Raw genomic sequence first — 15,047 nt, 5'->3', positions numbered from 1 at the left:
GTCTGACAGGCATCCAGGGAACCTGAGCGGTCGGGGCTTGATCCCCGGCCGCTTCGGGTGGACGATGGCTCGCGTGACCGCGAACAATCCCGGCAGCAGACCGGAAAGGCCTGGACTGGCGTCGGCGTTTGGCTGAAGCCTACGGGGAGTAAACATGGCTCAAGCTCAGGAATTCGAGAAGGTTCTCTCGAGCAGCGACACCAGCGTTGCTGCTTTTGACGAGCACAAATCGGCCGTCAAGCGCATCCAGCATTTCTTGCATTCGACGCCGGCCGCGGTGCCGCTGATCGTCCTGGTTCTGGCGATCATCGTCTTCGGCATCACCATCGGTGGGCGGTTCTTTTCGTCCTACACGCTGACGCTTATCCTTCAGCAGATCGCCATCATCGGCATTCTGGGTGCCGCGCAGACGCTGGTCATCCTGACCGCAGGCATCGACCTGTCGATCGGTGTGATCATGGTGATTTCAGCGGTGATCATGGGCAATTGCGCTGTCAGCTACGGCATGCCGAGCGCGCTCGCAGTGGCGATCGGGCTTGCCGCCGGGGCGGCCTGCGGGCTGCTCAACGGGGTGCTTGTCGCCTACATGAAGCTGCCACCCTTCATCGTGACGCTTGGCACCTGGAACATCGTCATGGCCACGAACTTCATCTATTCGGCCAACGAGACGATCCGCGACACCGACGTCGACACCCAGGCGCCGTTGCTGCATCTCTTTGCCATCAGTTTCAAGGTCGGCACTGCGGTGCTGACGCTCGGCGTCATTGCCACGGTCGTGCTCGTGATGATCCTCTGGTACGTGCTCAATCACACGGCATGGGGCCGCCATGTCTACGCCGTTGGCGATGATCAGGAGGCGGCGAAGCTGTCGGGCATCCAGACCAAGAAGGTGCTGATGACGGTCTACACCCTTGCCGGGCTGATCGCCGCTTTCGCTGCCTGGGTTTCCATCGGCCGCAACGGCTCGATCTCGCCGTCGGCTGCCGTCACCGACTACAATCTGCAGGCGATCACCGCAACGGTGATCGGCGGTATTTCCCTGTTCGGCGGACGCGGCTCGATCCTGGGCACGCTGTTCGGCGCGATGATCGTCGGCGTGGTCTCCATGGGCCTCAACATGTTGGGCGCCGATCCGCAATGGAAAGTGCTGCTCACCGGTGTGCTGATCATCGGCGCCGTGGCAGTCGACCAATGGATCAGAAAGGTGTCGGCATGACCATGACCCAGGAACCCATCCTCACCGCGCGTGGCCTGGTCAAGCGCTATGGCCGTGTCACCGCCCTCGACAATGCCGACTTCGACCTTTATCCCGGCGAAATCCTCGCCGTCATCGGCGACAACGGCGCCGGCAAGTCGTCGCTCATCAAGGCGATTTCCGGCGCGGCCGTACCCGATGAAGGCGAGATCCGGCTTGAAGGCAAACCCGTCGCCTTCAAATCACCAATGGAGGCCCGCGAAGCCGGCATCGAGACCGTCTACCAGAATCTGGCGCTGTCGCCGGCGCTCTCGATCGCCGACAACATGTTCCTTGGTCGCGAAATCCGTAAACCGGGTTTTCTGGGCGACTGGCTGCGCATGCTCGATCGCCCGGCGATGGAAAAGCGCGCCCGCGACAAGCTTACCGAGCTTGGCCTGATGACCATCCAGAACATCAGCCAGGCTGTGGAAACGCTCTCGGGCGGCCAAAGGCAGGGCGTTGCGGTGGCGCGCGCGGCCGCCTTCGGCAGTCGTGTGGTGATCATGGACGAGCCGACGGCCGCCCTTGGCGTCAAGGAAAGCCGCCGCGTGCTCGAACTGATCCTCGACGTCAAGAAGCGGGGCCTGCCGATCGTGCTGATCTCGCACAACATGCCGCATGTCTTCGAAGTGGCCGACCGCATTCACATCCATCGCCTCGGCCGTCGCCTCTGCGTCATCGATCCCAAGCAATATACGATGTCCGATGCCGTGGCCTTCATGACCGGAGCAAAGGTTCCGCCCGAGGCAGCGCTGGCGGCTTGAGGCTCCGATGGCCCAAATTGCCGCAGGCTCAGCCGCACTCGCGGCTGTTTAAATCGATTGAAGATATGCCGAGATCAGCTAGCATGGGCTGGGAGGAATGGTGAAAGCCGGTATGATCATGGCAAGTGCACGAGAAGGCGACATGGCAAACGCGATGACATCCAAAGCTCCCATTCTCGAAACCCCCGATCCCAAGACGCTCGCCGACGAAGTCTTGAAAGCCCTCAAATACCGAGTAGGCAAGGGCACCAACGTCGCCACGCAACATGATTGGTTGACGGCCTCGATCAAGGTCGTGCGCGACCGCATCGTCGATCACTGGATGCAGGCGACGCAGGAGGCCTACGCCCAGCAGGAAAAGCGCGTCTATTACCTGTCGCTCGAATTCCTCATCGGCCGGCTGATGCGTGATGCCTTCTCCAATCTCGGCCTGATGGACAATATGCGCGAAGCGTTAAAGTCCCTCGGTGTCGACCTCGACCTTGTCGCCGGGCTCGAACCGGATGCGGCGCTCGGCAATGGCGGCCTAGGTCGGCTCGCCGCCTGCTTCATGGAAAGCATGGCGACCGTCGACATTCCCGCGCATGGCTACGGCATCCGCTATGCCAACGGTATGTTCCGCCAGGAGATCCACGACGGCTGGCAGGTGGAACTGCCCGAGACCTGGCTCGACCATGGCAACCCCTGGGAATTCGAACGCCGTGAGCGCTCGTTCGAGGTCGGTTTCGGCGGTTCGGTGGAATCGATCACCTCCAAGGACGGCCGGCTCGAACGCCATGTCTGGAAACCGACCGAGCATGTGCTGGCCGTCGCCTATGACACGCCCGTCGTCGGCTGGCGGGCCAACCGCGTCAACACGCTGCGGCTTTGGTCAGGCATGCCGGTCGATCCGATCCTGCTCGACAAGTTCAATGCCGGCGATCACATCGGCGCGCTTGCCGAAAGCAACAAGGCCGATGCCTTGTCGCGCGTGCTTTATCCCGCCGATTCCCACAAGGCAGGGCAGGAACTGCGGCTCAGGCAAGAGTATTTCTTCTCCACCGCCTCGCTGCAGGACATCGTCCAGCGCCATCTCAGCCAATATGGCGACCTGAAGTCGCTGCCCGACAAGGCTGCGATCCACCTCAACGACACCCATCCGGCCATCGCTGTGCCCGAGCTGATGCGCCTGTTGATGGACGTCCATGGCATGGATTTCGATCAGGCTTGGGATATCACCAAGCGCACCTTCGGCTACACCAACCACACGCTGTTGCCTGAGGCGCTGGAAAGCTGGCCGGTGCCGCTGTTCGAGCGGCTTTTGCCGCGCCACATGCAGATCGTCTATGCCATCAACGCCGAAGTGCTTCTGGAGGCGCGTGCCTCCAACCAGTTCTCGGACGAGCAGATCGGCCGCATCTCGCTGATCCAGGAAAATGGCGACCGCCGGGTGCGCATGGGCAATCTGGCCTTTGTCGGCTCGCACTCGATCAACGGCGTTTCGGCGCTTCACACCGACCTGATGAAGGAGACGGTGTTCGCCGATCTGCACAAGCTCTATCCCGATCGCATCAACAACAAGACCAACGGCATCACGCCCCGTCGCTGGCTGATCCAGTGCAATCCCGGACTGACCTCGCTCGCCCGTGAGGCGATCGGCGACCGCTTTCTCGATGACATCGACGCCATCAAGGATCTCGACGGTTTCGCCGGCGATGCCGCCTTTCGCGACAAGTTCGCCGCGGTCAAGCGCGCCAACAAGGCGCGGCTGGCCAACCTCGTCGCCGACCGGCTCGGCATCAAGGTCGATCCCTCGGCGCTGTTCGATATCCAGATCAAGCGCATCCACGAATACAAGCGCCAGCTTCTGAACATCCTCGAGGCGATCGCCCTTTACGACCAGATCCGCTCGCACCCCGAGCGTGACTGGATGCCGCGCGTGAAATTCTTCGGCGGCAAAGCAGCGCCCAGCTACCACAATGCGAAGCTGATCATCAAACTCGCCAACGATGTCGCCAAGGTCATCAACCGCGATCCGGCCGTGCGCGGTCTGCTGAAGATAGTGTTCGTGCCGAATTACAATGTCAGCCTGGCCGAGATCATGATGCCGGCTGCCGATCTGTCCGAGCAGATCTCGACCGCTGGGATGGAAGCGTCGGGCACCGGCAACATGAAGTTCGCACTGAACGGCGCGCTGACCATCGGCACGCTCGATGGTGCCAATGTCGAGATCAAGGAATGCGTCGGCGACGACAACATCTTCATCTTCGGCCTGACCACGGCTGAGGTCGCCGAGCGGCGCAACAATGGCTACGATCCTCGTGCGGTCATCGAAGGATCGCCCGAGCTGGCGCAGGCGGTTGCTGCTGTTTCGTCAGGGGTCTTTTCGCCTGACGATCCGGAGCGTTACCGCGACCTCGTCAACGGTCTCTACAACAGCGACTGGTTCATGGTCGCCGCGGATTTCGATGCCTACACCGCCGCGCAGCGCGAGGTCGATGCGGTCTGGCGCAACAGTCCCGACTGGTGCGCCAGGGCGATCCGCAATGTTGCACGTGTCGGCTGGTTCTCCTCCGATCGCACGATCCGCCAATATGCGAAAGAAATCTGGAACGTGCCTGTCTGATGTGATTGCATGAGGCCGCGAACAATGTGGTCCCGGTGATGTGATTTGAAAGTCGGATTCACATCACTTGAAACAAACACTTGGTGCCCGGGGAGGGACACTGCCTGATGAAGAAGCCGCGCGCGACCGCTGCGACAAGCGGGCCGGACGGACTGGCGCCAGCCAGCGATGTTGCGGCGATTGTTGCCGGCACGCACGGAGATCCATTCGCGGTCCTTGGCGTCCATGAGGTCGGCAAGAGTCTGTATGCGCGGTGCTTTGTTCCGAATGCCGAATTCGTCACCGCCTACACGCTGACAGGCATCATCGCGGGTGAATTGTCCAGGCGCGACGATGGCGGCTTTTTCGAAGGCAAGCTCTCGATCAAGAAGCGGCAGCCCCTGCGCTATCATGCCAGGAACGCCGGCGGCGACTGGTGGCTGACCGATCCCTATTCGTTCGGTCCGGTGCTCGGGCCCCTGGACGACTACTACATCGCCCAGGGCTCGCACCTAAGGCTGTTCGACAAGCTCGGCGCCCATGTCATTGATCACGAAGGCGCTTCGGGAGTGCATTTCGCCGTCTGGGCTCCCAACGCACGGCGGGTCTCGGTGGTCGGCGACTTCAACGAATGGGACGGCCGCCGGCACACGATGCGGGACCGCCGCGACACCGGCATCTGGGAACTGTTCGTACCCGACATCGGTGCCGGACGGCCCTACAAATACGAGATCATCGGCCCCGATGGCGTCAGGCTGCCGCTGAAGGCCGACCCGTTCGCCTTCAAGTCCGAACTGCGTCCGGCCACCGCTTCGGTCGTGGCCGTGCCGCCGGCGCATGAGTGGGGCGACGAGGCGCATCGCAATTTCTGGCGCAATGCCGACCATCGGCGCGAAGCCATCTCGATCTACGAGGTCCATGCCGGCTCCTGGCAGCTTCACGACGACGGTACGTTCCTGTCATGGGACGAGTTGGCCGACCGGCTGATCCCCTATGTGGTCGAGACCGGTTTCACCCACATCGAATTCATGCCGATCTCTGAACATCCCTATGACCCGTCCTGGGGCTACCAGACGACCGGCCTTTACGCGCCGTCGGCCCGCTTCGGCGACCCGGACGGCTTTGCTCGTTTCGTCGATGGCGCCCACCGCGCCGGCGTCGGCGTCATCCTCGACTGGGTGCCGGCGCATTTCCCGGTCGACGCGCATGGCCTGGCCAATTTCGATGGCACCGCGCTCTATGAACATGCCGATCCCCGCAAGGGTTTCCATCCCGACTGGAACACCGCGATCTACAATTTCGGCCGCCGCGAGGTGGTGTCGTTCCTCGTCAACAATGCGCTGTTCTGGGCCGAGAAATACCATGTCGACGGTTTGCGCGTCGACGCGGTCGCCTCGATGCTCTACCTCGACTATTCGCGCAAGGCCGGCGAATGGATACCCAACGAGAAGGGCGGCCGCGAGAACCTCGAGGCGGTCAGCTTCCTCCAGAAGATGAACAAGGAGGTCTACGGCCACCATCCGGGCGTCATGACCATCGCCGAGGAATCGACCTCATGGCCGAAGGTCTCGGCGCCGGTGCATGAAGGCGGCCTCGGCTTCGGCTTCAAGTGGAATATGGGCTTCATGCACGACACGCTGGAGTATTTCTCCAAGGAGCCGATCTTCCGCAAGCACCACCACAACGACCTCACCTTCGGCCTGACCTACGCCTTCTCGGAGAATTTCGTGCTGCCGCTCTCGCATGACGAGGTCGTGCACGGCAAAGGCACGTTGCTTGGCAAGATGGCCGGCGACGACTGGCAGAAATTCGCGACGCTGCGTGCCTACTACGCTTTCATGTGGGGCTATCCCGGCAAGAAGCTGCTGTTCATGGGACAGGAGTTCGCGCAGCGCGGCGAATGGAGCGAGGCGCGCGCGCTGGACTGGAATCTGCTGGAGTTCCGGCCCCATCGCGGTGTCTGGCAGACGGTGCGCGATCTCAACTATCTCTACCGTTCGCGCCCGGCGCTGCATGGCCGCGACTGCGAACCGGAAGGGTTCTCCTGGCTGATTGTCGACGACAGCCAGAATTCGGTTTTTGCCTGGCTGCGCAGTGCGCCGGGCGGCAGCCCGGTGGCCGTCATTTCCAATTTCACGCCGGTGCCGCGCGATAATTATCGGGTGCCGTTGCCGACGGCTGGCAAATGGCGCGAGATCATCAACACCGACGCTTCTGAATATGGCGGTTCCGGCAAGGGCAATGGCGGCATGGTCGAGGCGCGGGCGGAGGAAGGAAGCATTTCCGCGACGATGCTTTTGCCGCCGCTGTCGACGATCATGCTCGAGCTCGTTGCCGACTGAGCCCGTCGAGACTGAGTAAAACGGCGAGATCGAGTAACTTGGGAGGGTAAAAATGGCAGACTTGAAACGGACCCAGCCGCTGGCGCGCGATGCCATGGCCTATGTATTGGCCGGCGGCCGTGGCAGCCGCCTCAAGGAACTGACCGACCGGCGTGCCAAGCCGGCCGTTTATTTCGGCGGCAAGACGCGCATCATCGACTTCGCGCTCTCCAACGCGCTTAACTCCGGCATTCGACGCCTCGGCGTCGCCACCCAGTACAAGGCACATTCGTTGATCCGCCATCTGCAGCGCGGCTGGAACTTCCTGCGGCCCGAGCGAAACGAGAGCTTCGACATCCTGCCGGCCAGCCAGCGCGTCTCGGAAACGCAATGGTATGAAGGCACGGCCGACGCCGTCTACCAGAACATCGACATCATCGAGGCCTACGGGCCTGAATACATGGTCATCCTGGCCGGCGATCACATCTACAAGATGGACTACGAGATGATGCTTCGCCAGCACGTCGACGCCAATGCCGACGTCACCGTCGGCTGCCTCGAAGTGCCGCGCATGGAAGCCACCGGCTTCGGCGTCATGCATGTCGATGGCAAGGACAACATCATCGCCTTCGTCGAAAAGCCCGCCGATCCGCCCGGCATTCCCGACAAGCCGGATTTCGCTTTGGCCTCGATGGGCATCTATGTCTTCAAGACCAAGTTCCTGATGGAGCAGTTGCGCCGCGATGCGGTCGAGCCGGGCTCGAGCCGCGACTTCGGCAAGGACATCATCCCCTATATCGTCCAGCACGGTAAGGCGATCGCGCACCGCTTCGCCAAGTCCTGCGTCCGCTCGACCGCCGAGAACGAGGCCTACTGGCGCGACGTCGGAACGGTCGATGCCTATTGGGAAGCCAATATCGACCTCACGGATATCACGCCTGAGCTCGACCTCTACGACCGCGACTGGCCGATCTGGACCTATGCCGAATTGAAGCCGCCGGCAAAGTTCGTGCATGATGAGGATGGCCGCCGCGGTTCGGCCATCTCCTCGCTTGTCTCGGGTGACTGCATCGTCTCGGGGGCTTCGCTGAAAAAAAGCCTGATCTTCACCGGCGCGCGCATCAATTCCTATTCGACGCTCGAAGAAGTCGTCATGCTGCCCGACGTTCATGTCGGCCGGAACGCAAAGTTGAAGCGCGTGGTCATCGACCATGGTGTTAGGATACCGGAAGGGCTGGTGGTCGGCGAAGATCCTATTCTCGACGCCAAGCGCTTCCGCGTTTCCGAAAAGGGCATCTGCCTGGTCACCCAGGACATGATCGACAAGCTGGGGCTCTAACGCATGCAGGTTCTGTCGGTCACGCCCGAGATCTTTCCGCTGATCAAGACCGGAGGGCTTGCCGACGTGACCGGCGCGCTGCCCATTGCCTTGGCGGCCAAGGGCGTGACAATGCGCACGCTCATTCCCGGCTTTCCGACCGTTATGGCCGCCTTCAAGAAAAAGCGGGCGGTTCTGCAATACCCCTTGCTGCAGGGCGGCAAGGCCTCCGTCCACTCGGTCCAGATCGCCGGGCTCGAACTGTTCGTGCTCGATGCGCCGCATCTGTTCGACCGTCCCGGCGGTCCCTATGGCAATGCGACCGGCGTCGATTGGCCCGACAACTGGCGCCGTTTCGCTGCATTAAGCCAGGTCGGCGGCGACATCGCCGGCGGCGCCATCTCGGGCTACCAGCCCGACATCGTCCATGCTCACGATTGGCAGTCGGCGATGACACTGGCCTACATGCGCTACGGGAAGGCGATCGGCGTGCCTTCGATGATGACCGTCCACAATCTCGCCTTCCAGGGCCAGTTCGGCGCCGGCATTTTCGGCGAGCTTGGCTTGCCGGCGGCGGCAATGGCGCTCGACGGCGTCGAATATTATGGCGGTGTCGGCTTCCTCAAGGCGGGACTGCAGGCCGCCTGGGCGATCACCACGGTCAGCCCGACCTACGCGCAGGAAATTCGCTCGGCTGAATTCGGCATGGGCCTCGACGGCCTCATCAACATGCGCTCCAGCGATCTCTATGGCATCGTCAACGGCATCGATACCGGCATCTGGGATCCGGAAACCGACAAGCATCTGGTGTCCCCCTACACGGCAAGCACGCTGAAGGCGCGCGCGCCCAACAGAGCCGCCGTGGAAGACCGCTTCAGCCTTGAGCCGGATGACAGCCCGATCGTCTGCGTGGTCAGCCGCCTGACTTGGCAAAAGGGCATGGACATATTGGCGCTGGTGATCGATGGCATCGTTGCCACCGGCGCGCGCCTGGCCATCCTGGGTTCCGGCGATGCCGGTCTCGAAGGCGCGCTGCTTGCCGCCGCCGCCCGGCATCGGGGCCGCATCGGCGTCGTCGTCGGCTATGACGAGGGGCTGTCGCACATCATGCAGGGCGGTTGCGACGCCATCGTCATTCCCTCACGCTTCGAACCGTGCGGGCTGACGCAACTTTACGGCCTGCGTTATGGCTGCGTGCCGGTAGTTGCCCGCACCGGCGGCCTGGCCGACACGGTCATCGACGCCAATGAGGCCGCCGTCTCCGCCGGGGTTGCCACCGGCTTCCAGTTCGCGCCCAACAATGGCGGCGCCTTGCTGCACGCTATCCGCCGCCTCGTCGACGCGCATGCCAATCCGGCGGTCTGGGAATCGCTGCAGCGCCAGGGCATGAAGGCCGACGTGTCGTGGGACAAGAGCGCGGACAAATATGTTGAACTCTATCGCTCGCTGCTTTCGAAAAGGGTTGCCTGAAGCATGATACGAACCGTCCCCACCAAACCCTATTCCGATCAGAAGCCCGGCACGTCGGGCCTGCGCAAGAAGGTGCCTGTCTTTCAGCAGGAGCACTATGCCGAGAATTTCATCCAGTCGATCTTCGACGCGCTTGACGGTTTCAAGGGCAAGACCCTGGTGATCGGTGGCGATGGCCGCTTTTACAACCGCGAGGTCATCCAGAAGGCCATCGCCATGGCAGCCGCCAACGGCTTCGGCAAGGTGATGGTCGGGCAGGGCGGTATCCTGTCGACGCCGGCCGCCTCGCATGTCATCCGCAAATACAGGACCTTTGGCGGCATCATCCTGTCGGCCAGCCACAATCCGGGCGGCCCGCATGAGGATTTCGGCATCAAGTACAATGCCGGCAATGGCGGCCCGGCGCCGGAAAAGCTGACCGACGCGATCTTCGAAAAGACCAAGACGATTTCAAGCTTCAAGATCGCCGACATCGATCCGATCGATATCGACACGATCGGCACGGTCAAGGCCGCCGGCATGACGGTCGAGATCATCGACCCGGTCGCCGACTATGCCGAGCTGATGGAAAGCCTGTTCGATTTCGACGCTCTGCGCAAACTCTTCAAGTCCGGCTTCCGCATGCGCTTCGACGCTATGCACGCGGTGACCGGTCCCTACGCCAAGGAGATCCTGGAAAACCGGCTTGGCGCGCCCAATGGCACCTGCCGCAATTTCAAGCCGCTGCCGGATTTCGGCGGCCACCACCCGGACCCGAACCTTGTCCACGCCAAACACCTCTATGACGAGATGATGGGACCGGACGCGCCGGATTTCGGCGCCGCTTCCGATGGTGACGGCGACCGCAATCTGATCATCGGCAAGGGCATTTTCGTCACCCCGTCGGATTCGGTCGCCATGCTTGCCGCCAATGCGCGCCTGGCGCCCGGCTACAAGGCCGGTTTGAAAGGCATTGCCCGCTCCATGCCGACCAGTGGCGCGGCCGATCGTGTTGCTGAAAAACTCGGCATCGGCATCTATGAGACGCCGACCGGCTGGAAGTTCTTCGGCAATCTGCTGGATGCCGACATGGCGACCATCTGCGGCGAGGAGAGTGCCGGCACCGGCTCCAACCATGTCCGCGAAAAGGACGGCCTGTGGGCGGTGCTCTTGTGGCTCAACATCCTTGCCGCGCGCGGCGAAAGCTGCAAGCAGATCGTCACCGAGCACTGGGCGACCTACGGGCGCAACTACTATTCGCGGCATGACTATGAAGAGGTCGAGAGCGACCGCGCCAACGCGCTGGTCGACGAGTTGCGTGCCAAACTCGCTTCGCTGCCTGGCACCAGCGTGCGCGGCATGAAAATCGCCGGCGCCGACGATTTTGCCTATCACGATCCGGTCGACGGTTCGATCAGCGAGCATCAGGGCATCAGGGTGCTGTTCGAAGGCGGCTCGCGCGTCGTCTTCCGCCTCTCCGGTACAGGGACGTCAGGTGCCACGTTGCGCGTCTACATCGAGCGCTACGAGCCGGACAGAGCGAGGCACGATCTCGACACCCAGGCTGCCCTTGCCGATCTGATTGCCGCGGCCGATGATATTGCCGGGATTCACAGCCATACCGGCCGCCCCAAGCCTAGCGTGATTACTTGAAGGTGGCTGCGCGCGCTTTCCCTTCTCCCCTTGTGGGAGAAGGTGGATCGGCGCGCAGCGCCGAGACGGTTGAGGGGTGCGCGAAGGATCGCCGTCCTTGCCAAGCTGGAACACCCCTCATCCGTCGCCTGCGGCGACACCTTCTCCCACCAGGGGAGAAGGGGGAGCCCGCATGACCCAGCTCGGCGCCACAGTCACCCGCGAAGGCATCCGCTTTGCCGCGTGGTCGCAGGCCGCCCGTCGGCTTTGGGTCTCGATTTTCGACGAGCAGGACAAGCGGGAAATCGAACGGCTCGAACTGCAGCCGGAAGGCGAGGGCGTCCATGCGCTGTTCGTCGCGGGCCTTGGCCAGGGCATCCGCTACGGCTTTCGCGCCGATGGCGACTACGCGCCGGAGCGCGGGCTGTGGTTCGATCCCGCCAAGCTCCTGACCGATCCTTATGCCGTCGAGATCGACAGGTCCTACGTCTATGACTGGCGGCTGGCCCAGCGCCGGGGCGAGGGCGCCGATACCGCGCCGCTGATGCCGAAGGCGATTGCCGCCGCGCTGCCGAAGCCGGTGCAGGCTGCGCCGCCGCTCTTCCAGCCGGGCGGCCTTATTTACGAAGTGCCGGTGCGCGCCTTCACCATGCTGCATCCGGACGTTCCCAAGAAGTTGCGTGGCACCATTGCCGCTCTCGCCCATCCCGTGATTGTCGAGCATCTGAAAAAACTCGGCGTTGGCGCGGTCGAACTGATGCCGGTGACCGCGTCGATCGACGAGCGGCATTTGCCGCCGCTTGGGCTGCGCAACGCCTGGGGCTACAATCCCGTCACCTTCATGGCCCTCGATCCGCGCCTGGCGCCTGGCGGCGTCATGGAATTGCGAAACACGGTCGCTGTGCTGCGCGAGGCCGGCATCGGCGTCATCCTCGACCTCGTCTTCAACCACACCGGCGAGAGCGACAGGCTTGGTCCCACGCTGTCGCTGCGCGGCTTCGACAACCAGGCCTATTACCGGCACACGCCTGACGGCAGGCTGGCCAACGACACCGGCACCGGCAACACGGTCGCTTGCGACCATCCTGTGGTCCAGGAGATGGTCCTCGACACGCTTCGCCATTTCGTCAGGGATGCCGGTGTCGATGGCTTCCGCTTCGACCTCGCTCCCATTCTGGGGCGGGTCGAGGGCACATTCGATGCCGAGGCGCCGCTGCTGAGGGCGATGTGCGAGGACGCGCTGCTGGCTGACCGTGTGTTGATCGCCGAGCCGTGGGACATCGGCCCCGACGGCTATCAGCTCGGCAATTTTCCAGCGCCCTTCCTCGAATGGAACGACAAGTATCGCGACGATGTCAGACGCTTCTGGCGCGGCGACGCCGGCATGGTCGGCGCCCTGGCGACCCGGCTTGCCGGTTCGTCCCATGTGTTCGCAACGAACAGGCAAAACGCCAGTCGGACCGTCAATTTCATCGCCGCGCATGACGGCATGACGCTCGCCGACATCGTGCGCTACGAACGCAAGCACAACGAAGCCAATGGCGAGCAGAACCGCGACGGCCACAATGAAAACCTCTCCTGGAACAACGGCGTCGAAGGGGATGCGGACGATCCGGCCGTGTCGGAGGCTCGCCAGAACGATCAGCGCACGCTGCTCGCCACGCTGTTTGTCTCGCGCGGCACCATCATGCTGACCGCGGGCGACGAATTCGGCCGCACCCAGCAAGGCAACAACAACGCCTATGCGCAGGACAACGAGATCACCTGGCTCGACTGGGCCGGCCGCGACCAGGCGCTGGAGCGCTACACGGCGAAACTCTCGAGGCTGCGCCGGTCGATGCCGGGGCTTTCCGACACAAGCTTCCTCACTGGCCAGCCACCGGCAGGTTCGGAGATACCGGACGTCGCATGGCTGACCGAGACAGGCGCGCCGCTCGACGAACAGAGCTGGCAGGATCCGCAGCGGCACCGCCTGGTCATGATCCTGGCCGCCGAGGACGACCGCCGTCTTGCGGTGCTTATCAACGGCGATCGCCGGGCCTGCATGTTCACCTTGCCTGAACGAGACGGATTCTTCTGGGCTCCAGCCATCGAAGCGCCGGATGCGGCGGATATCTCGCGGCCAATATCCGGGCGGACGATGATCTTCATGATCGAACGAGCGCAGGCCGGCACAAGGGAGAAGCGCAATGGCGGCGAGTGACAAGACCGGATGGTGGCGCGGTTGCGTCATCTACCAGATCTATCCGCGCTCCTTCCAGGACACGACCGGCGATGGCAGCGGCGATCTCGCCGGTATCACGTCGAGGCTCGCTCATGTCGCCTCGCTTGGTGTCGACGCCGTCTGGCTGTCGCCTTTCTTCAAGTCGCCGATGGCCGATATGGGCTACGACGTGTCGGACTACTGCGATGTCGATCCGATGTTCGGCACGCTCGAGGATTTCGATGCGCTGGTCGCCGAGGCGCATCGTCTCGGCCTGAAGATCATCATCGACCAGGTGCTGTCGCATTCATCCGACAAGCACGACTGGTTTGTCGAAAGCCGGGCCAGCCGCGACAACCCCAAGGCCGACTGGTATGTCTGGGCCGATACCAAGCCCGATGGCAGCGCGCCCAACAACTGGCTCTCCGTCTTCGGTGGCCCGGCCTGGGAATGGGATTCGACCCGCCGGCAATACTACATGCACAATTTCCTCGCCTCGCAGCCCGATCTGAATTTCCACAATCCGGAGGTCCAGGACGCGCTTCTCGACACGGTGCGCTTCTGGCTGGAGCGCGGTGTCGACGGTTTCCGGCTCGATACGGTCAATTACTATGTCCATGACCGCTGGCTGCGCAGCAATCCGCCGCTGGCGTCGAGCGTCGCCGGCACCAACAGCGAGACCAACACCTACCTCTACCAGGAGCATCTGTTCGACAAGACGCAGCCCGAAAACTTGGCATTTCTCGGTCGCTTCAGGGCGCTGCTCGATGAGTACGAGGATCGTGCTGTCGTCGGCGAAATCGGCGATGAAGGCCGATCGCTGCAGACGCTCGCCGCCTACACCTCAGGCGGCGACAAGCTGCATATGTGCTACACCTTCGACCTGCTCGGTCCGCAGTTCTCGGCCGCGCATGTGCGTGGCTGCGTCGAAGCCTTCGAGGCGGCCGTCTTCGACGGCTGGGTCTGTTGGGCGTTCTCCAACCATGATGTGGTGCGCCATGTCAGCCGCTGGACAAGGCCGGACAGCGATCCCGATGCGGTCGCAAGATTCTCGATCATGCTGCTTGCCTGCCTGCGCGGCTCGATCTGCCTCTACGAGGGCGAGGAGTTGGGCCTGGAGGAGGCGGAGCTGGCCTATGAGGATCTGCGCGATCCCGTCGGCATCCGCTTCTGGCCAGGCGTCAAGGGCAGGGATGGGTGTCGCACGCCAATGGTCTGGGAGGCCGGCGCCGACAATGCGGGCTTCTCCACGGCCAGGCCCTGGCTGCCGATACCGGCCAGCCATCGCGCCCGCGCGGTCGACGTCCAGAATGCCGACACGGTCTCTGTGCTCGCGTCCTACCGGGCTGCGCTGGCCTTGCGCGGGGAGCATGAGGCGCTGATATCCGGCTCGATCCGGTTTCTCGACGCCGAGGGTGACCTGCTCGCTTTCATTCGCGAGGGCGGCGGCGAAAGACTGCTCTGTGTCTTCAATTTCGCCGGGGAGCCGGCCAATTGGCCGTGGCCGGGGGACATCGGAGCGGTTGCACAGCTTGATGG

Annotated in this window: 9 protein-coding genes; all 9 read left to right on the top strand. The window is 63.0% G+C overall.

The annotated features are described in order from the left end of the window. Window positions 1–154: 154 nt before the first annotated feature. Entirely contained in the window at window positions 155–1,216 is a 1,062-nt protein-coding gene (locus EN943_RS26065; protein WP_127269995.1) for an ABC transporter permease, read from the top strand. Further along, on the top strand, window positions 1,192–2,001 hold the full coding sequence (locus EN943_RS26060) for an ATP-binding cassette domain-containing protein (protein ID WP_245475973.1): 810 nt from the start codon (window positions 1,192–1,194) through the stop codon (window positions 1,999–2,001). The genes EN943_RS26065 and EN943_RS26060 overlap by 25 nt, the downstream gene beginning before the upstream one ends. 142 nt (window positions 2,002–2,143) lie before the next feature. Continuing rightward, window positions 2,144–4,606 (top strand): glycogen/starch/alpha-glucan phosphorylase, encoded by a 2,463-nt coding sequence (locus tag EN943_RS26055; RefSeq protein ID WP_127415188.1) that lies wholly within the window; start codon window positions 2,144–2,146, stop codon window positions 4,604–4,606. 107 nt (window positions 4,607–4,713) lie between these two features. Beyond that, a complete protein-coding gene (gene glgB / locus EN943_RS26050; RefSeq protein ID WP_127415187.1) occupies window positions 4,714–6,927 on the top strand; it encodes a 1,4-alpha-glucan branching protein GlgB in 2,214 nt (737 codons plus the stop codon). A 52-nt stretch (window positions 6,928–6,979) separates the two neighbouring features. Continuing rightward, on the top strand, window positions 6,980–8,245 hold the full coding sequence (gene glgC, locus EN943_RS26045; protein ID WP_127415186.1) for a glucose-1-phosphate adenylyltransferase: 1,266 nt from the start codon (window positions 6,980–6,982) through the stop codon (window positions 8,243–8,245). Window positions 8,246–8,248: 3 nt separating this feature from the next. Continuing rightward, window positions 8,249–9,694 carry a glycogen synthase GlgA gene (gene glgA, locus EN943_RS26040; protein WP_127415185.1) on the top strand — a complete coding sequence of 482 codons (1,446 nt, stop codon included), beginning with the start codon at window positions 8,249–8,251 and terminating at the stop codon, window positions 9,692–9,694. A gap of 3 nt (window positions 9,695–9,697) precedes the next feature. Continuing rightward, entirely contained in the window at window positions 9,698–11,326 is a 1,629-nt protein-coding gene (locus EN943_RS26035; protein ID WP_127415184.1) for an alpha-D-glucose phosphate-specific phosphoglucomutase, read from the top strand. 172 nt (window positions 11,327–11,498) lie between these two features. Then, window positions 11,499–13,508 (top strand): glycogen debranching protein GlgX, encoded by a 2,010-nt coding sequence (gene glgX, locus EN943_RS26030; RefSeq protein WP_127415183.1) that lies wholly within the window; start codon window positions 11,499–11,501, stop codon window positions 13,506–13,508. Then, on the top strand, window positions 13,495–15,047 hold a 1,553-nt coding region (locus tag EN943_RS26025), incomplete at its 3' end, for an alpha-glucosidase family protein (protein WP_127415182.1). The genes glgX and EN943_RS26025, both read left to right, overlap by 14 nt.

Origin of the sequence: Mesorhizobium sp. M7A.F.Ca.US.006.01.1.1 (genome assembly GCF_003997935.1) — a bacterium.
Lineage (GTDB): Bacteria > Pseudomonadota > Alphaproteobacteria > Rhizobiales > Rhizobiaceae > Mesorhizobium.
The sequence above is the reverse complement of the archived record's forward strand: the minus strand, read 5'-3'. Positions and strand labels throughout refer to the sequence as shown.

Excerpts from the sequence above, each read along its gene's own strand:
- EN943_RS26035 (WP_127415184.1), top strand. The coding sequence starts at position 9,698 with ATGATACGAACCGTCCCCACCAAACCCTATTCCGATCAGAAGCCCGGC.
- EN943_RS26055 (WP_127415188.1), top strand. The coding sequence starts at position 2,144 with ATGGCAAACGCGATGACATCCAAAGCTCCCATTCTCGAAACCCCCGAT.
- EN943_RS26060 (WP_245475973.1), top strand. The coding sequence starts at position 1,192 with ATGGATCAGAAAGGTGTCGGCATGACCATGACCCAGGAACCCATCCTC.
- glgA (WP_127415185.1), top strand. The coding sequence starts at position 8,249 with ATGCAGGTTCTGTCGGTCACGCCCGAGATCTTTCCGCTGATCAAGACC.
- EN943_RS26065 (WP_127269995.1), top strand. The coding sequence starts at position 155 with ATGGCTCAAGCTCAGGAATTCGAGAAGGTTCTCTCGAGCAGCGACACC.
- glgC (WP_127415186.1), top strand. The coding sequence starts at position 6,980 with ATGGCAGACTTGAAACGGACCCAGCCGCTGGCGCGCGATGCCATGGCC.
- glgX (WP_127415183.1), top strand. The coding sequence starts at position 11,499 with ATGACCCAGCTCGGCGCCACAGTCACCCGCGAAGGCATCCGCTTTGCC.
- glgB (WP_127415187.1), top strand. The coding sequence starts at position 4,714 with ATGAAGAAGCCGCGCGCGACCGCTGCGACAAGCGGGCCGGACGGACTG.